This is a genomic window from Streptomyces taklimakanensis (assembly GCF_009709575.1).
GTDB lineage: Bacteria > Actinomycetota > Actinomycetes > Streptomycetales > Streptomycetaceae > Streptomyces > Streptomyces taklimakanensis.
Window position 1 is genome coordinate 3,873,730 of the sequence record NZ_WIXO01000001.1, and the last position, 18,276, is coordinate 3,892,005.

Genomic DNA, 18,276 nt, shown 5'->3' on the forward strand with positions numbered 1-18,276 from the left:
GCACGGCGCGGACTTGGTGCCTCGGTTTGTCATGCGCATGAAACCCTCATCGGCGCACCCCCACAGGAGGAGGACCCCTCATGGCAGCGACGCGTCCCACCCGTCGCAGACGCATCCAGGCCGCCGCGGTGACCGCCGTGGCGTTGGCCGTCGGACTCACCCCGGGCCTGACCGCCGCCGCGGCTCCCGCTCCGCCGGCCGAAGGCGTGATCCAGAACGCCGGAGCGCCAGGAGCGATCAAGAACAGCTACATCGTGACCCTCGACGAGGACGACGCCGACTCCGGCTCCTCCAGGGGCCGTTCCCTGGTGAAGAAGTACGGGGCCACGATCAAGCGCACCTACCACGAGGCACTCAACGGCTACGCCGTCCAGTTGACGGAGGCCGAGGCCAAGCGGCTCGCGGCCGACCCGGCCGTGGCGGCGGTCGCCCAGGACCAGAAGGTGTCCATCGCCGCGACCCAGACCAACCCGCCCTCGTGGGGCCTGGACCGGATCGACCAGGCGTCCCTGCCGCTCGACGGCCGCTACACCTACCCGGACTCCGCCGGTGAGGGCGTGACCGCCTACATCATCGACACCGGCGTGCGGATCAGCCACGGCGACTTCGGCGGCCGCGCCCGCTACGGCTACGACGCCGTGGACGGGGACACCAGCGCCGGCGACGGCAACGGCCACGGCACCCACGTGGCCGGCACGGTCGCGGGCGCCTCCCACGGCGTGGCCAAGAAGGCCGACATCGTCGCCGTGCGGGTGCTGGACAACAACGGCTCCGGAAGCATCTCCGGCGTGGTCGCGGGCGTCGACTGGGTGACGCGGAACGCCGACAAGCCCGCCGTGGCGAACATGAGCCTGGGCGGCGGCGCCAACTCCACCCTCGATGCCGCCGTGCGCAACTCCATCGCCTCCGGCATCACCTACGCCGTGGCCGCGGGCAACTCCAACACCAACGCGTCGGGCTCCTCGCCCGCCCGCGTCGCCGAGGCCATCACCGTCGGCTCCACCACCAGCTCCGACGCGCGCTCCTCCTTCTCCAACTACGGCAGCGTCCTGGACATCTTCGCGCCGGGCTCCTCCATCACCTCCACCTGGCACACCTCCGACAGCGCCACCAGCACCATCTCCGGCACGTCGATGGCCTCGCCGCACGTCGCCGGTGCCGCCGCGCTGTACCTGGGGGAGAACCCGAGCGCCACCCCGACCCAGGTCGCCGCGGGCCTGGACTCGGCCGCCGTGACCGGTGCGATCTCCAACCCCGGCAGCGGCTCCCCCAACAAGCTGCTGAACGTGGGCGAGGGCGACCCGGGCGACCCCGGTGACCCGCCGGGCGACCCGGAGGGCCGCTTCGAGAACACCACCGACTACCCCATCCGCGACAACTCCACGGTCGAGTCCCCGATCACCGTCTCGGGCATCAGCGGCAACGCCCCCTCGGACCTGAAGGTCGAGATCGACATCCGGCACACCTACATCGGTGACCTCCAGATCGACCTGATCGCGCCCGACGGCACCGCCTACCGCATCAAGGACCAGGGGACGGGCGGCAGCGCCGACAACGTGATCGGCACCTACACCGTCGACGCCTCCTCCGAGGCCGCCAACGGCACCTGGAAGCTGCGGGTCAGGGACAGCGGCTGGTGGGACACCGGCACGATCAACTCCTGGGCCCTGCAGTTCTGACTCGCACCGCACCGGCACCGCACCGGCACCGCACCGGCGCGTCCCCGGCCCCCACGGCTCCGCCGTGGGGGCCGGTTTCCGTTCCGGACGGTGCTCTGAGCAGCGCTTCATCACATCGGGTGAAACCCTGGCCGTTTATTGCGGGCTACAACATTCCGTTGCCAAGCTGTTGCACACCGTCGAGCCGTTGGGAGGGCACGTGCCTTTCGGTGAGCAGCCCGCATATCTGCGTGTGGCCGGGGATCTCCGCCGGAAGATCGCCGACGGCACGCTTCCGCCGCACACCCGACTGCCGTCGCAGGCCCGCATCCGCGTGGAGTACGGGGTGTCGGACACCGTCGCGCTGGAGGCGCGCAAGGTACTGATGGCCGAGGGGCTGGTGGAGGGCCGTTCCGGATCGGGGACGTACGTGCGCGAGCGTCCCGTGCCGCGCGCCGTGGTCCGCACCGGGTACCGGACGTCCGGGGATCCCAGCCCGTTCCGGCAGGAGCAGGCCGACGAGCGGGCGACGGGCACCTGGGAGTCGCGCAGCGAGCAGGAGGAGGCCGACGCCGGGATCGCCGAGCGGCTGCGGATCAAGGAGGGGGAGCGGGTGATGCGCACTCGCTACCTGTTCCGCGTGGACGGGGAGCCGTCGATGCTCTCCACGTCCTGGGAGCCGCTGTCGATCACCGGACGCACCCCCGTGATGCTTCCGGAGGAGGGCCCGTTGGGCGGGCGCGGAGTGGTCGAGCGGATGGCGGCCATCGACCTGGTCGTGGACAACGTGGTGGAGGAGGTCGGCGCCCGACCCGGTCTGGCGGAGGAGATGCTCGCGCTGGGCGGGGTCCCGGGGCACACCGTCCTGGTCGTCGAGCGGACGTACCGCGCGGGCGGGCGTCCGGTGGAGACGGCGGACGTGGTCGTGCCGGCGGACAGGCACCGCATGGTGTACCACCTGCCGGTGCGCTGAAAGGCTCCGCGCGCCCCCGCGGGAATCGGCGCCACTCGCACAGATGGCCGAAATCATGTCGCATAGTGCCAACCCGAATGCACTGAGTGAAGTCCGGGCGTAGGCTCGGGCATATGCGGACCGGCATATCGGCAGGGAATGGAGCACGCCAGGAGGCGCGGACCGGGGGGAGTGCGCGATGAGCGAGAGCGCCGCCGCGCTTCCCTGGCTGGTCGTGCGGCAGGACGCGAACGGCAACCGCTACCGCGTCGGCCGCTACGCCACGCGCGCCGAGGCGCAGAGCATGGTCGAACGCCTGGGCAGAGGCGGAACGGGGAGCGGCGCCGGAGCGGACGGGGCGAGCGGGGGCGCGGAGGAGCGGCGCTATCTGGTCGAGCGGTTACGTCGCGGAAACGGTGATCAAGCCTGAATCCGTGCACAATCGGGCATAAGGGCATCTAATCCTCTTTGTGTGGATGGTGATGTCCGGACGGGAACCCGAGCGTGGACGAGGACGGCGTGAGCGATCCCCCCAAGACATTCCACAGCACGGGCGAGCGGGTGAGCACCTCGCTACTGGACACGCTGCGCATCGGCATCGTCATGTTCGACGCCGAGGGATACGTCCGGCTGTGGAGCCCGGCCACCGAGGAGATCCTCGGCTGGCCCGCCGAGGAGATCGTCGGCCGCCACTACGCCGACTACCTCACCGGCCCTCCCGTGACCTCGCCCTCCGGCACCCCCGTGGGCGCCGGGGAGATCTACGACGCCCTCCAGCACGAGAAGTACTGGCGCGGCATCCTGCGCGTGCGCCACCGGGGCGGGCACACCGTCGAGGTCGAGGGCCGTGCCTCGCTGATCACCCCCGCCGGCGGCAGACCGTTCATTCTGGCCAACCTCGTCGAGACCTCCCGGCTGCGCGCCGTCGAGCACGACCTCGCCGCGCTCGACGCCCTCTTCGCCACCTCCCCGCTGGGCATCGCCTTCCTCGACACCGAGCACCGCTACGTCCGCGTCAACGACGCGCTCGCCCGGCTCAACGGGGTGCCGGTCTCCGAGACGCTGGGCAGGAGCACCAGGGAAGTCCTGCCCCCGCGTACGGCCGAGAGCCTCACGCAGATCCAGTCCCTGGTGCTGAAGACCGGTCGCCCCGTGGTGGACACGGTCGTCGCGGCGCCCGACGGGCACGGCTGGCACTCGGTGTCGTACGGCAGGCTCACCTCGCCCGACGGGCGCGTCCTCGGGGTGAGTTCCACGGTCATGGACGTCACCGAACGGCGCGACGCGATGGAGAAGATCGAGCGCGCCCGCCAGCGACTCAAACTCCTCGACGACGTCGGTGTGGCCCTCGGCGACCTGCTCGACCTCCCCCGGCTCGCCGGCACCCTCGCCGACTCCCTGGTCCCGCGCTTCGCCGACTACGCCAGTGTGATGCTGTACGCCTCCGTGGCGCACGGCGGCGAACTGCCCCGCCCCGACCGCCTGCCGGACTCCCCGCTGCTCCAGCTGGGCACCGCCGCCAAGACGCGCGGTCCGACGGTCGACGCCGTGCTGCGGGTCGGCCGGGAGGTCGTCTTCGCCCCGGAGTCGGTGTTCGGCAAGGTGCTCGGCTCGGCCGTCCCCCACATGACGCTGACCGAGGAGGACCTGCGCTCCGCCCTCCACCCCGACGACCCCGCCTCCTCGGTCGCCAACCCCCTGAACGTCGCCTCCGTGCTGATCGTCCCGCTGCGGGCCCGCGACGTCGTCCTCGGACTGCTGGTGCTCGGCCGCGCCGAGGGCCGGGCCCCCTTCGACCGCGACGACCTCGCGCTCACCATGGAGCTGGCCGGACGCGCCGGGATCAGCCTGGACAACGCCCGCCTCTACGCCCGCGAGCGCGAGAGCGCCCTGATGCTCCAGCGCAGCCTGCTGCCCCAGCACGTGCCCTCGCCGCCCGGTGTGCAGGTCGCCTACCGCTACGTTCCCGGGGGCAGCCGGACCGAGGCCGAGGCGGAGGCGGGCGGCGACTGGTTCGACGTGATCTCCCTGGCGGGCGGTCGGATCGCCCTCGTCGTCGGTGACGTGATGGGCCACGGGCTGCGCGCGGCGGCCACGATGGGGCGGCTGCGCACGGCGGTGCGCACCCTGGCCGGCCTGGACCTGTCCCCCGACGAGCTGCTGCGCCGGGTCAACGACCTGGCCGACGACCTGGCCCAGGGGCCCGACGAGCCGCTCATGGCCACCTGCGTCTACGCCGTCTACGACCCCTCCACCCGCCGCTGCACCCTCGCCACGGCCGGGCACGTGCCGCCGCTGCTGCTCGTCGACGACGGGAGCGGAGGCTGGTCCGTGGCGCCCGTCGAGGCGCCCTCGGGCGCGCCCCTCGGTGTCGACGGGGTGGAGTTCGAGTCCGTGGAACTGACGGTGGAGGAGGGGGCGCTCCTCGTCCTCTACACCGACGGGCTGATCGAGCACCGCGGCGAGGACATCACCGAGGGCCTGGACCGGCTGGTCCGGCTGCTCGCCGAGCTGCCGGACCAGCCCTTCCTGGAGGACGTCTGCGACCGGGTGCTCGACGGCATGGCCCCCGGGGGCGGCACGCCCGACCCCCGGGGCGTCGGGCCGGGTGGCTCCGGTGCCTCCGCCGGCCCGGTCGACTCCGTCGACGACGTGGCGCTGCTGCTCGCCCGGCTCGGTGGCCTCCCTGAGGGCAGCGCCGCCTCCTGGACCTTCCCCGCCGAGCGCTACGCGGTGCGCCGGGCCCGCGACGCCGCCCGCCGGACGCTGCGCGAGTGGGGGCTGGGCGAGCTGGTCGACGACACGGCGTTGCTCGTCAGCGAGTTGGTCACCAACTCCATGCGCCACGCCCACGGACCCATCGGGGTGCGGATGGTGCGAGGCTCGTCCCTGCTGGTGGAGGTCTCCGACCCGCTGCCCGTCCCGCCCAGGGAGCACGTCGCCACCGAGGACGACGAGGGCGGGCGCGGCATCCAGCTCGTCGCCCGCGGGGCGCGCCGTTGGGGAACGCGGCACGGGCCGATCGGCAAGACCGTGTGGTTCGAACTCCCCATTCCCTGACGGCGGTACGGCCGGTACCGCCGTCCCGGGCCGCCCCGACCGCATCCCCGGGGCCTCGCCCGCGGTGTTCCCGACCGGTGTTCCCGACAATGTTCCTGGCCACGGGCCCGGGAGAAGGGAACGATCCCATTCCGGCCGCCAGGAGAGCGATCCCGTCCGTACCTTGACGCTGTGTCGAGAGGACCGGAAAAATTACGCCACGCCACGCCACGTGTCTCCGCTCCTCCGGCGGTGCCGCCACCTGTCCGGTACGCGGGCCGTACCGCTTTGGTGTGTGGTTCGGGCCGACCGTGCCCGGTTAGGAGAGAGGAGGAACGGGACTGGCTCGGTCCGCGCCGCACGTGGCGCGGACCGTGCGGTGGACGGGACCGGTGTGTCCCGGGCGGTACGCGCCCGGGAGGACGCCGGACCGGAACAGGAAGGGGCGGCGTTGAACGACATTCCAGCCGAGGCGGGAAAGCCGGACGACGTACGCCGGGCCCTGGCACTGTTGAACGCGGCGGGGGCCCGGATAGGCAACTCCCTCGACCTGGACACCACCGCCCGCGAACTGCTCGACGTCGCCGTGCCGCAGTTCTGCGACCTGGCCTCCGTGGACCTGTACCCCGAGGTGTTCTCGGGCGAGGACCCCCGGGCCGGCGAGGGCCTGGACGGCACCCGTCCGCTGCGCCGGGTCGCCTTCGCCAGCGCCGTCTCGGACGGCCCCATCACCCTCGGCCGGCGCGTCGGTGGCGAACCCGACCCCGAACCGGTCGAACTCGGCAGCGTCCACCGCTATCCGGCGGGCTCCCCGTACGCCGACGCGCTGCGCACCGCCCGCGTCCAGCGCGCCACCGGGACCCTGGTGCAGTCCACCCTCGCCGTGCCCATGGTCGCGCGCGGTCGGGTGCTGGGACTGGTGCAGTTCTCCCGCACCAAGGGCAGCGAGCCCTTCGGGGAGCGCGACGCCGCGCTCGGCGCCGAGTTGGCCGCCCGCGCCGCCGTCTGCGTCGACAACGCCCGCCTCTACCGCAGGGAGCACGAGCGCGCGCTGATCCTCCAGCGCAGTCTGCTGCCGCCGGACGACCCGGAGGCCGCCGGGCTCGACATCGCCTGCCGTTACCTGCCCGGGACCGCGGCGACCGAGGTGGGCGGCGACTGGTTCGACGTCATAGAACTGCCCGGGCACCGCACCGCCCTGGTGGTCGGTGACGTGATGGGCCGCGGCCTGCGCGCGGCCGTCGCCATGGGCGAGTTGCGCACCGCCGTGCGGACGCTCGCCATGCTGGATCTGGAACCCGCCGAGGTGCTGGGCGCCCTCGACGAGATCGCCCGCGGCCTGGGCGCCTCCCGCGACGGCCGGGGGGAGTCCCCCGGCCGGGACGCCGACCTCTCCGAGGTGTACCTGGCCACCTGCGTCTACGCCGTCTACGACCCCGTCACCCGGCGTTGCACCTTCGCCAACGCCGGTCACCTGCCGCCCGTGCTGGTCGAGCCGCGCGAGGGGGACGACGAACAGCCCGCGCTGCTGCTGGAGGTGCCCCGGGGCGTGCCGTTGGGCGTGGGCGGCGAACCCTTCGAGGAGACGGAGGTCGAGCTGCCGGACGGCTCCCTGCTCGCCCTCTACACCGACGGCCTGGTCGAGTCCCGCTACCAGCCGCTGGACGAGGGGCTCCAGGCCCTGCGCACCACCCTGGCGGGCCCCGACCGGCCGCTGGAGGACGTCTGCGACGAGGTGTTGGGCGCGCTGGAGACCCACCACGGCGAGGACGACATCGCCCTGCTGCTGGCCCGGATCCAGGGGCTGCCCGCCGACGCGGTGGGCGACTGGAGGCTGCCCGCCGAGCCCCGCTCGGTCTCCCGGGCCCGGGAACTGGCCCGCCGACAGCTCGCCGCCTGGAACCTGGAGGACCTGGGCGACACCGCCGAGCTCCTCGTCAGCGAACTGGTCACCAACGCGCTGCGCCACGGGGAGGGGGAGATACGGCTGCGCCTGCTGCTGGACCGCACCCTGGTCTGCGAGGTCTGGGACTCGGACCTGGTCCAGCCGCGTCGCCGGCGCGCCCGCGACACCGACGAGGGCGGACGCGGTCTCCAACTCGTCGACCTGCTCTCGGCCGGCTGGGGCAGCCGCCGCACCCCGCGCGGCAAGACGGTGTGGTTCGAACTCGACCTCCCCCGGGAGGGGGAGACCAAGCCCCCGGACACCGCGCAGGCGCTGCTGAGCCTGTTCTGACGCTCCCGCGCCGGAGCACCCCGGCGCGGAGGCGTCCGCCGCGCGTCCGTACCGCCGGGCAGTGGACGTGCCGTGCGTCACATCAGGCCTGCCGCAGATCCGTACGGACCCGGGTGGGACGGGGCGAAACCCCCGGCCGACGGGCCGTACGGCACCGGGGGCCGGCCGAGCGCCGCCCGGGAGCGGGCCGTCGTCCCCCGCCCACCGGCGCCGGGCCCGTACCATGGAAGGACGACAGGCCGTGGCGATGATCAGCCCGGCGGGCGCGCGACGCACCGGTCGCGCCGCCATCCACGACCCCGGGAGAAGCGCCCCCAGCATGCCCACGCGCCACGACATCCGTAACGTCGCCATCGTCGCCCACGTCGACCACGGCAAGACCACCCTGGTCGACGCCATGCTCAAGCAGGCCGGCGCCTTCGCCGCCCACCAGCTCGACCAGGTCGACGACCGCGTGATGGACTCGAACGACCTGGAACGCGAGAAGGGCATCACCATTCTCGCCAAGAACACCGCGGTCAAGTACCACCCCAAGGGTGGCGGCGACCCCATCACGATCAACATCATCGACACCCCGGGCCACGCCGACTTCGGCGGCGAGGTCGAGCGCGGCCTGTCGATGGTCGACGCGGTCGTGCTGCTCGTCGACGCCTCCGAGGGCCCGCTGCCGCAGACCCGCTTCGTGCTGCGCAAGGCGCTCCAGGCCCGGTTGCCGGTCATCCTGTGCATCAACAAGACCGACCGGCCCGACGCCCGCATCGACGAGGTCGTCAACGAGGCCTACGACCTCTTCCTGGACCTGGACGCGGACGAGGAGCAGATCGAGTTCCCGATCGTCTACGCCTGCGCCCGCGACGGCGTGGCCTCGCTCACCAAGCCGGCCGACGGCACCGTCCCGGCCGACAGCGACAGCCTGGAGCCGTTCTTCTCCACGCTGCTGGAGCACGTCCCGGCCCCGTCCTACGAGGAGGGCGCCCCGCTCCAGGCGCACGTCACCAACCTGGACGCCGACAACTTCCTCGGTCGGATCGCCCTGCTGCGCGTCGCCCAGGGCGAGCTGCGCAAGGGCCAGACGGTGGCCTGGATGAAGCGCGACGGTTCGGTCCGGAGCGTGCGCGTCACCGAACTGCTGATGACCGAGGCGCTGACCCGCAAGCCGGCCGAGAAGGCGGGGCCGGGTGACATCTGCGCCGTCGCCGGCATCCCGGACATCATGATCGGCGAGACGCTGGCCGACCCGGAGAACCCGGTCGCGCTGCCGCTGATCACCGTCGACGAGCCGGCGATCTCCATGACCATCGGCACCAACACCTCGCCGCTGGTCGGCCGGGGCGGGACCGGCAAGGGCGCGGAGGCCAAGGCGGCGGTGAAGGACCGCAAGGTCACCGCACGCCAGGTCAAGGACCGTCTGGACCGCGAGCTGATCGGCAACGTCTCGCTGCGCGTGCTGGACACCGAGCGCCCCGACGCCTGGGAGGTGCAGGGCCGCGGCGAGCTGGCGCTGGCCATCCTGGTCGAGACGATGCGCCGGGAGGGCTACGAGCTGACCGTCGGCAAGCCGCAGGTGGTCACGAAGGAGGTCGACGGCAAGGTCCACGAGCCCGTCGAGCGCCTCACCATCGACGTGCCCGAGGAACACATGGGTGCCGTCACCCAGCTCATGGGCACCCGCAAGGGGCGCATGGACAACATGTCCAACCACGGTTCGGGCTGGGTGCGCCTGGAGTTCGTGGTGCCCTCCCGCGGTCTGATCGGCTTCCGCACGGAGTTCCTGACGCAGACCCGCGGCACCGGCATCGCCCACTCCATCCACGAGGGCCACGAGCCGTGGTTCGGCGAGCTGAAGACCCGCAACAACGGCTCGCTCGTCGCGGACCGCTCGGGGACGGTCACCGCCTTCGCGATGATCAACCTCCAGGAGCGCGGCGTGCTCTTCGTGGAGCCGGGCACCGAGGTGTACGAGGGCATGATCGTCGGTGAGAACTCGCGCTCCGACGACATGGACGTGAACATCACCAAGGAGAAGAAGCTCACCAACATGCGGTCCTCGACCGCCGACGTGGCCGAATCCATCGTCCCGCCGCGCAAGCTCTCGCTGGAACAGTCCCTGGAGTTCTGCCGCGACGACGAGTGCGTGGAGGTCACTCCGGAGGCCGTGCGCATCCGCAAGGTCGTCCTGGACCAGAAGGAGCGCGCCCGCGCCGCCTCCCGGGCCAAGCACGCCTGACCCGGCTCGTCCGGGCCCACCGACGAAAGCGCCCGTCCCCTCGTCGGGGGCGGGCCTTCCGCCGTTCCGGACGCCGCCGAACTTCCGCGGCCGGACCGGTCTGCGCGCCGCCGTGCGGCCCCGTCCGGCACCGGGGCGACGCGTTGCGGGCCGTCAAGCGAGTTTGGTGCACGATCCGTCCGTAATGCGAACCAGGTGCACCGGAAGAAGTGTTAACAGTCCGTTTCGCGGTCGTCTGTAACGGATTGTTTTGTCCGGATTCCGAGCTTCAGGTGTACGGGATGTGACCAAACCGAGATCCCTCAGCAGTGGTTTACGCGCGCCGATTACCCAATAGTTGGGTCATTGAATCCGGATCGAGGAGCGTGCGCACTGACCGCGCTGACTCGTGACAACGGGACCCGCTGAGGTCGGCCCAGAGCCGGTGCGGACAGCGGTGGACCGTCTGTACAACAGTGGACTCCTGAGGAGGCAAACCCATGCGCGGTGCCAAGAGCGCCAAGTGGGTCGCGAGCGCGATAGCCGTGACCCTGGCTGCGACCGCCTGCAGCAGCGGCAGCGACGGCGGGGGCGACGAAGGCGCCAACGGCGGCGCGATCAGCATGGACATCGCGGAGCCGAAGCGTCTGATTCCGGCCACCACGACCGAGAGCTCCGGCAACCAGGTGCTGTCGGCGCTGTTCACCCCGCTCGTCGAGTTCGACGAGAACAACAAGCCGGTCATGGCGGCGGCCGAGTCGATCGAGAGCACCGACAACAAGGTGTGGACGATCAAGCTCAAGGACGCCACGTTCCACGACGGCACGCCCGTCAAGGCCGAGAACTACGTGAAGGCGTGGAACTGGGGCGCCTACGGCCCGAACGCCGCGGACGGGAACTACTTCTTCGGGACCATCGAGGGTTACGAGGACCTGAACCCGCAGGACCCGGACGGCGAGGAGGGCCCGAAGAAGGCCCCCGAGCCCAAGGCCAAGGAGCTCAGCGGCCTCAAGGCCGTCGACGACAAGACCATCGAGGTCACCCTCTCGGATCCGTTCTCCGGATTCCCCTCGCTGCTCGGCTACACGGTCTTCTACCCGATGCCGGACTCCGCGTTCGAGGACGTCGAGAAGTACGAGGAAGCCCCGATCGGCCAGGGCCCCTTCAAGATGAAGGGCGAGTGGAAGCACGACCAGCTGGTCTCCGTCACCGCGTACGAGGACTACAAGCTGGGCGACAAGCCGAAGATCGAGGCCATCGACTTCAAGATCTACCAGGACCAGAACACCGCGTACAACGACCTGCTCGCGGGCAACCTGGACGTCCTGCGCACGATCCCGACCGAGGTCATGGGCACCGCCAAGAGCGACCTCGGCGACCGGTTCAAGACCTCGCCGGCCTCCACCTTCCAGTTCCTGGCCTACCCCATGTACGAGGAGGCCTACGAGGACAAGCGGGTCCGCAAGGCGATCTCCATGGCCATCGACCGTGACGAGATCATCGACGTCGTCTTCCAGGGCTCCCAGGACTCGGCGCGCTCCTTCGTCTCGCCGGTCGTCAACGGCTACCGCGAGGACACCTGCGGCGAGGCCTGCAAGTTCGACCCGGCGGCCGCCAAGAAGCTCCTGCAGGAGGCCGGCGGCTTCAAGGGCGACAAGATCCAGCTCGGCTACAACGCCGACGGCGGTCACAAGCAGTGGATCGACGCCACCTGCGACCAGATCCGCAAGAACCTCGGCGTCGAGTGCGTCGGCACCCCGATCCCGAAGTTCGCCGAGCTGCTGACCCAGGTCGAGAACGAGCAGTTCTCCGGCGCGTTCCGGATGGGCTGGATCATGGACTACCCGTCCATGGAGAACTACCTCGGCCCGCTGTACAGCACCGGTGGTTCGTCGAACTACTACGGCTTCAGCAACAAGGAGTTCGACAAGCTGGTCGCCGAGGGCCGCTCCGCGGAGACCGAGGAAGAGGCCATCGCCAAGTGGCAGCAGGCCGAGGACATCCTGGCCGAGGAGATGCCGGTCATCCCGCTCCGCTTCGGCAAGAACGTCTTCGGTCACTCGGAGTCCGTGAAGAACGTGGACATCGACCTCTACAACAACGTCGTCCTGGACCAGATCGAGAAGGCCTGACGGCCGTCCGAGCCATCGACGGAGCACAGTTTTGGGCCTGACGGTGGGGACAGGGATCCTGTCCCCACCGTCACCATGAGGAGGACCACCCATGGGCCGGTACGTCGCCAGGCGACTACTGCAGATGATCCCGGTGTTCATCGGGACCACAGCCATCATCTTCGCGCTCACCCTCGCGATCGGCGGAGATCCCGTCCAGAATCTCTACGGTGAGCGCCCCGTTCCGGACAGCGTCCGGATCGCGCTGACCCAGCAGTACCATCTGGACGAGCCCTGGTACGTGCAGTACGGGTACTACCTCTCCGGGCTGGTCCAGGGGGACTTCGGTCAGAGCCTCGCGGGCCGCCCGATCGCGGACATGATCCTGGAGTCGTGGCCGCACACCGTGAGGCTCGCCCTGATCGCGCTGATCGTCGAGGCGACCATCGGCATCGCCGCCGGCCTCATGGCGGGACTGAAGCGCGGCAGCTTCGTGGACAACCTCGTCCTGCTGTCCACCCTCTCCGTGATCTCCATCCCGATCTTCGTCATCGGCAACTTCGCCCAGATCTTCATCGGTGTGAAGTGGGGGCTCCTGCCGGTCGCGAACGTCATCGACGGATGGCAGAGCTATCTGATGCCCGGCATCGTCCTCGGCTCGGTCTCCCTGGCCTACATCGCCCGGCTCACCCGGGCCTCCGTGGCGGAGAACCTGAGGACCGACTACGTCCGCACCGCGAAGGCCAAGGGCCTGCCGCAGTCGCGGATCTTCAGCGTGCACGTCCTGCGCAACTCGCTCATCCCGGTGGTGACCTACCTGGGCGTCGACATCGGCACGCTGATGGGCGGAGCCATGGTCACCGAACGCATCTTCAACGTGCCCGGCGTCGGCTTCAACGTCTTCAAGGCCACACAGATCGAGGACGGGCCGGTACTGGTCGGTTTCGTCTCCATGCTGGTGCTGGTGTACCTCTTCGCCAGCCTGTTGGTGGACCTGCTCTACGCCGTGCTCGACCCGAGGATTCGCTATGTCTGACACCAGTGCTCCCACCATGCCAGCGGCCACCGACGTCCCGCCGTCCAAGGGCGGCGGTGACAACGGCGGCACCGGCAACGACGCCAAGTCCCGCAGCCTGATGCAGGACGCCGTACGGGACCTGGTGCGGCGGCCGGTCTTCATCGTCTCGGCCGGTGTCATCCTGTTCCTGTGCGTGATAGCCGCCTTCCCGGGACTGTTCACGGACGTCGACCCGCGGGCCTGCTCGCTCTCGCGTTCCCTGCAGGGGCCGAGCGCCGACGCCTGGTTCGGCTACGACGCACGGGGCTGCGACGTCTACGCCAGGGCCATCCACGGGACGCGGACCTCCATCGTGGTCGGTGTCCTCGCCACCGTGGGGTCCGCCCTCATCGGCGGCCTGTTCGGCACCCTCGCCGGTTACCTGGGCGGCTGGATGGACTCGGTCATCTCCCGGGGCATCGACATCTTCCTGGGCCTGCCCTTCCTGGTCGGCGCCATCGTCATCCTGAACGCCTTCCGCAACCCCGACACGGGGGCTCGCGTCGGCGGCATCTGGGGCGTCCTCGCGGCCCTGACCATCCTCGGCTGGATGAGCATGGCCCGTGTCATGCGGTCCTCGGTCATCCAGACCAAGCAGGCCGACTACGTGGCGGCCGCCCGCTCGCTCGGCGCCTCGACGAGCCGCATGGTGCTCCGGCACATCCTGCCCAACGCCGTCACGCCGCTCATCGTGGTGGCCACCATCGGCCTCGGCGTGATCATCTCGGCGGAGGCCACGCTGAGCTTCCTCGGCGTGGGCGTCCAGCCCCCGACGATCTCCTGGGGCGTGATGGTGAGCGAGTCCCTCGGACGCGTGCGCGAGGCACTGCACCCGCTGCTCTTCCCGGCGGCGTTCGTCAGTGTCACGGTGTTGGCGTTCATCATGCTCGGCGACGCGGTGCGCGACGCCCTCGATCCCAAGCTGCGCTGAGGGAGGCGTACGTGATTACTGTGGACAAGACCGCGGATGCTTCCCGGTCGCAGGACCCGTCGGGTGCTCCGTTGTTGGAGGTCCGTGATCTGCATGTGGAGTTCGCGGGTCGGGATGGTGCGGTGCGTGCCGTCAACGGGGTGAACTATGACGTGCGGGCCGGTGAGACGCTGGCGGTGTTGGGGGAGTCGGGGTCGGGGAAGTCGGTGACCGCGCAGGCGGTGATGGGGATTCTCGACATGCCGCCGGGGCGGATTCCGAAGGGGGAGATCCTCTTCCACGGGCAGGACATGTTGCGGATGTCCGAGGAGGAGCGGCGCAGGATTCGGGGTGCCCGGATCGCGATGATCTTCCAGGATGCTCTGTCGTCGTTGAATCCCGTGTTGAGTGTGGGGTTTCAGCTGGGGGAGATGTTCCGGGTTCATCAGGGGCTTTCGCGGAAGGATGCGAAGGCGAAGGCCGTGGAGCTGATGGATCGGGTGAAGATTCCGGCGGCGCGGGCGCGGGTGAACGATTATCCGCATCAGTTCTCCGGTGGTATGCGTCAGCGGATCATGATTGCGATGGCGTTGGCGTTGGAGCCCGAGTTGATCATCGCGGACGAGCCGACGACGGCGTTGGACGTGACGGTGCAGGCTCAGGTGATGGATCTGCTGGCGGAGTTGCAGCGCGAGTATCACATGGGTCTGATTTTGATCACTCATGATCTGGGTGTGGTGGCCGATGTGGCGGACAAGATCGCGGTGATGTATGCGGGGCGGATCGTGGAGACCGCTCCGGTGCACGAGTTGTACAAGCGGCCGGCGCATCCGTATACGCGGGGTCTGTTGGATTCCATTCCGCGGTTGGACAGCAAGGGTCGGGAGTTGTACGCGATCAAGGGGTTGCCGCCGAACATGGCGGAGGTGCCGCCGGGGTGTGCGTTCAATCCGCGGTGTCCTCGGGCGCGTGAGGTGTGTCGGACCGACACCCCGCCCCTGTACCAGGTCACCGAGCCGGACGGCACGGAGCTGACCGGCCGGGCCAGCGCCTGCCACTTCTGGAAGGAGACCATCCATGGCTGAGCCCAGGAAGAACGACGAGGCCGTGGTGGACAGCGTCTCCTCCGGCCGCGCGGCGGGTTCCGCCGGGACGGACGCCGACGTGGCGACGGCCGTCGTGGAGCGGCCCGCCAAGCGTGGTGAGCCGATTCTCGAGGTGCGGGATCTGGTGAAGCACTTTCCGTTGACGCAGGGGATCCTGTTTCGGCGGCAGGTGGGCGCGGTGCGGGCGGTGGACGGTGTGTCGTTCGCGTTGCGTCAGGGTGAGACGTTGGGGATCGTCGGCGAGTCGGGGTGCGGCAAGTCGACGGTGGCGAAGTTGTTGATGAATCTGGAGCGGCCGACCTCGGGGCAGATCCTGTACAAGGGTGAGGACATCACCCGGCTGTCGGGTCGGGCGTTGAAGGCGGTGCGGCGGAACATTCAGATGGTGTTCCAGGATCCGTATACGTCGCTCAATCCGCGGATGACGGTGGGGGACATCGTCGGGGAGCCGTTCGAGATCCATCCGGAGGTGGCGCCGAAGGGGGATCGGCGGCGTCGGGTTCAGGAGCTGCTGGATGTGGTGGGTCTGAATCCGGAGTACATCAACCGGTATCCGCATCAGTTCTCCGGTGGTCAGCGGCAGCGGATCGGGATCGCGCGGGGTCTGGCGTTGAATCCGGAGGTGATCATCTGTGACGAGCCGGTGTCGGCGTTGGACGTGTCGGTGCAGGCGCAGGTGGTGAACCTGATGGAGCGGTTGCAGGACGAGTTCGATCTGTCGTACATCTTCATCGCGCACGATCTGTCGGTGGTGCGGCACATCTCGGACCGGGTGGGGGTGATGTACCTGGGGAAGATGGCCGAGGTGGGGTCGGATGTGGAGATCTATGATCATCCGACGCATCCGTACACGCAGGCGTTGTTGTCGGCGGTGCCGCAGCCGGATCCGGAGTTGCGGGATCGGCGGGAGCGGATCATCTTGACCGGGGACGTGCCCTCGCCGGCGGATCCGCCGTCGGGGTGTCGGTTCCGTACCCGGTGTTGGAAGGCGCAGGAGCGGTGTGCGCAGGAGGTGCCCCTGTTGGCGGTGCCCGAGCGGTTCGCGGGGCAGGACACGCCCGCCGCCCATCCCTCCGCCTGCCACTTCGCCGAGGAACGGGACGTGGTGCACGCGGCCTGACCGCACGCCGGGTCGGCCGGCGAGTACGACGCGGGGCGCCCGGACCGGAGACGGTCCGGGCGCCCCGCGTCGTGGTGTCCGCACGGCCGCGTCGCGCGGCGACGGCACGGGGCGCCCGACGTCCGGCATCCGGGGGTTTCTCGCGCCCGGCCCGCGCCCACGGTGAGGTAACGGCGAAGAACATCCCTTATGGGGTGATATGGATTCTTGTCGGAAGAGCGACCAGGATCCAGGGAGGCACCCCATGCGCACAGCCTCGCGCCTCACCGGGGCCGTGGCGGTCGTGGCCGCGCTCGCCGCGGTGGCCACGGCCTGCGGCAGCGGAGCGACGGGACGCGGTGAGACCGGAGTGGTCCGCGCCTCGTGGGGAGACCCGCAGCACCCCCTGGAACCCGCCAACACCAACGAGGTGCAGGGCGGCAAGGTCCTGGACATGATCTTCCGGGGGCTCAAGCGCTACGACCCGAGGACCGGCCGGGCGGTGAACGCCGTGGCCGAGTCGATCACCACCGAGGACCAGCGGAACTTCACGGTCAGGATCGCGGACGGCTGGGAGTTCAGCGACGGGACGCCGGTGACGGCCGAGTCCTTCGTGGACGCCTGGAACTACGGTGCCCTGGTCACCAACAACCAGGTCAACTCGTACTTCTTCCAGTACATCGAGGGCTACGAGGACGTCCACCCCGCCGCCGAGGACGCCAGGCCGACGGCCGAGACCATGTCCGGCCTGGCGGTGAAGGACGACCACACCTTCACGGTGCGGCTCAACCAGAAGTTCTCGCAGTGGCCGGAGACCCTCGGTTACAACGCCTACGCGCCGCTGCCCGAGTCGTTCTTCACCGACCGCGAGACGTGGCTGGCCAAGCCGGTGGGCAACGGCCCCTACAAGGTCGACTCGTACACCAAGGGCCAGAGCATGAGGCTCTCCAGGAACGAGAACTACAGCGGTACGGACAAGGCCCGCAACGAGGGCGTCGAGCTACGGGTCTACACCGACACCAACACCGCCTACACCGACCTCCAGGCGGGCAACCTCGACGTCGCCGACGACATCCCCGCCTCCCAGTTGAAGAACGCCGAGCGCGACCTGGACGGCCGCTACGTCAACCAGCCCGCCGGCATCATCCAGACCCTCACCTTCCCCCTCTACCGGCGGGAGTGGCAGGGCGAGGACGGACGCAGGATCCGCCAGGGCATCTCCATGGCGATCGACCGCGAGGAGATCACCGAGCGGATCTACCACGGCACCCGCATCCCGGCCGGCGACCTCACCTCTCCCGTGCTCGGCGCCGAGGGGGGCCACAGCCGGGATCTGTGCGGACGGACGTGCACCTACGACCCCGAGCGGGCCAGGAAGCTGATCGAGGAGGCCGGCGGCCTGCCGGGCGGGAGCATCACCCTCACCTCCAACGTCGACACCGGATCGCACCGGCAGTGGATGGAGGCGGTCTGCAACAGCATCAACAACGTCCTGGACGACAACGGAGCCTGCCGCATCCGGCCGGTCGGCACCTTCGCGGACTACCGCAAGGACATCGCGGCCGACGAGATGACCGGGATGTTCCGGGCCGGCTGGCAGATGGACTACCCGCTGATCCAGAACTTCCTCCAGCCCCTGTACTACACGAACGCCTCCTCCAACGACTCCGGCTACAGCAGCGAGGAGTTCGACGCGCTGATGGACCGGGCCAACGCGGCCGAGCGTTCCCAGGCCGTGGAGCTCTTCCGCGAGGCGGAGAAGGTCGTGCTCCGCGACCTGCCCGCCGTTCCCCTGTGGTACCAGAACGGCACCGCGGGCTACTCGGACCGGGTGAAGGGCGTCCGGCTCAACCCCTTCTCGGTCCCGGTCTTCACCGACATCGAGGTCGTCTGACGAGGAGG

General features: G+C 69.9%; 11 protein-coding genes and 1 pseudogene. All 12 read left to right on the forward strand.

The window, feature by feature from the left end:
• The first annotated feature begins 80 nt into the window (after window positions 1-80).
• Window positions 81-1,679 (forward strand): S8 family peptidase, encoded by a 1,599-nt coding sequence (locus F0L17_RS17245; RefSeq protein WP_155071778.1) that lies wholly within the window; start codon window positions 81-83, stop codon window positions 1,677-1,679.
• Window positions 1,680-1,878: 199 nt separating this feature from the next.
• Window positions 1,879-2,631, forward strand: a complete 753-nt coding sequence (locus F0L17_RS17250; protein ID WP_162466317.1) for a GntR family transcriptional regulator — start codon at window positions 1,879-1,881, stop codon at window positions 2,629-2,631.
• Between the two features lie 178 nt (window positions 2,632-2,809).
• Window positions 2,810-3,040, forward strand: a complete 231-nt coding sequence (locus tag F0L17_RS17255) for an SPOR domain-containing protein (RefSeq protein ID WP_155071780.1) — start codon at window positions 2,810-2,812, stop codon at window positions 3,038-3,040.
• 89 nt (window positions 3,041-3,129) lie between these two features.
• Complete coding sequence (locus F0L17_RS17260) at window positions 3,130-5,670, forward strand: SpoIIE family protein phosphatase (RefSeq protein ID WP_338018122.1); 2,541 nt, start codon at window positions 3,130-3,132, stop codon at window positions 5,668-5,670.
• Between the two features lie 307 nt (window positions 5,671-5,977).
• Window positions 5,978-7,885, forward strand: a pseudogene (locus tag F0L17_RS17265) (ATP-binding SpoIIE family protein phosphatase); the annotation flags it as partial.
• A gap of 319 nt (window positions 7,886-8,204) precedes the next feature.
• On the forward strand, window positions 8,205-10,112 hold the full coding sequence (typA, locus tag F0L17_RS17270; RefSeq protein WP_155073770.1) for a translational GTPase TypA: 1,908 nt from the start codon (window positions 8,205-8,207) through the stop codon (window positions 10,110-10,112).
• Between the two features lie 479 nt (window positions 10,113-10,591).
• On the forward strand, window positions 10,592-12,223 hold the full coding sequence (locus F0L17_RS17275; protein ID WP_155071782.1) for a peptide ABC transporter substrate-binding protein: 1,632 nt from the start codon (window positions 10,592-10,594) through the stop codon (window positions 12,221-12,223).
• A gap of 91 nt (window positions 12,224-12,314) precedes the next feature.
• A complete protein-coding gene (locus tag F0L17_RS17280; protein WP_155071783.1) occupies window positions 12,315-13,238 on the forward strand; it encodes an ABC transporter permease in 924 nt (307 codons plus the stop codon).
• Window positions 13,231-14,190 (forward strand): ABC transporter permease, encoded by a 960-nt coding sequence (locus tag F0L17_RS17285; protein ID WP_155071784.1) that lies wholly within the window; start codon window positions 13,231-13,233, stop codon window positions 14,188-14,190. Before F0L17_RS17280 ends, F0L17_RS17285 begins: the two co-directional genes overlap by 8 nt.
• A gap of 11 nt (window positions 14,191-14,201) precedes the next feature.
• On the forward strand, window positions 14,202-15,254 hold the full coding sequence (locus F0L17_RS17290; protein WP_162466319.1) for an oligopeptide/dipeptide ABC transporter ATP-binding protein: 1,053 nt from the start codon (window positions 14,202-14,204) through the stop codon (window positions 15,252-15,254).
• The gene (locus F0L17_RS17295) at window positions 15,247-16,395 is read left to right on the forward strand and encodes an ABC transporter ATP-binding protein (protein ID WP_155071785.1); all 1,149 of its coding nucleotides are present in this window, start codon (window positions 15,247-15,249) and stop codon (window positions 16,393-16,395) included. The genes F0L17_RS17290 and F0L17_RS17295 overlap by 8 nt, the downstream gene beginning before the upstream one ends.
• Window positions 16,396-16,639: 244 nt before the next feature.
• A complete protein-coding gene (locus F0L17_RS17300) occupies window positions 16,640-18,268 on the forward strand; it encodes a peptide ABC transporter substrate-binding protein (RefSeq protein WP_155071786.1) in 1,629 nt (542 codons plus the stop codon).
• Window positions 18,269-18,276: the final 8 nt, after the last annotated feature.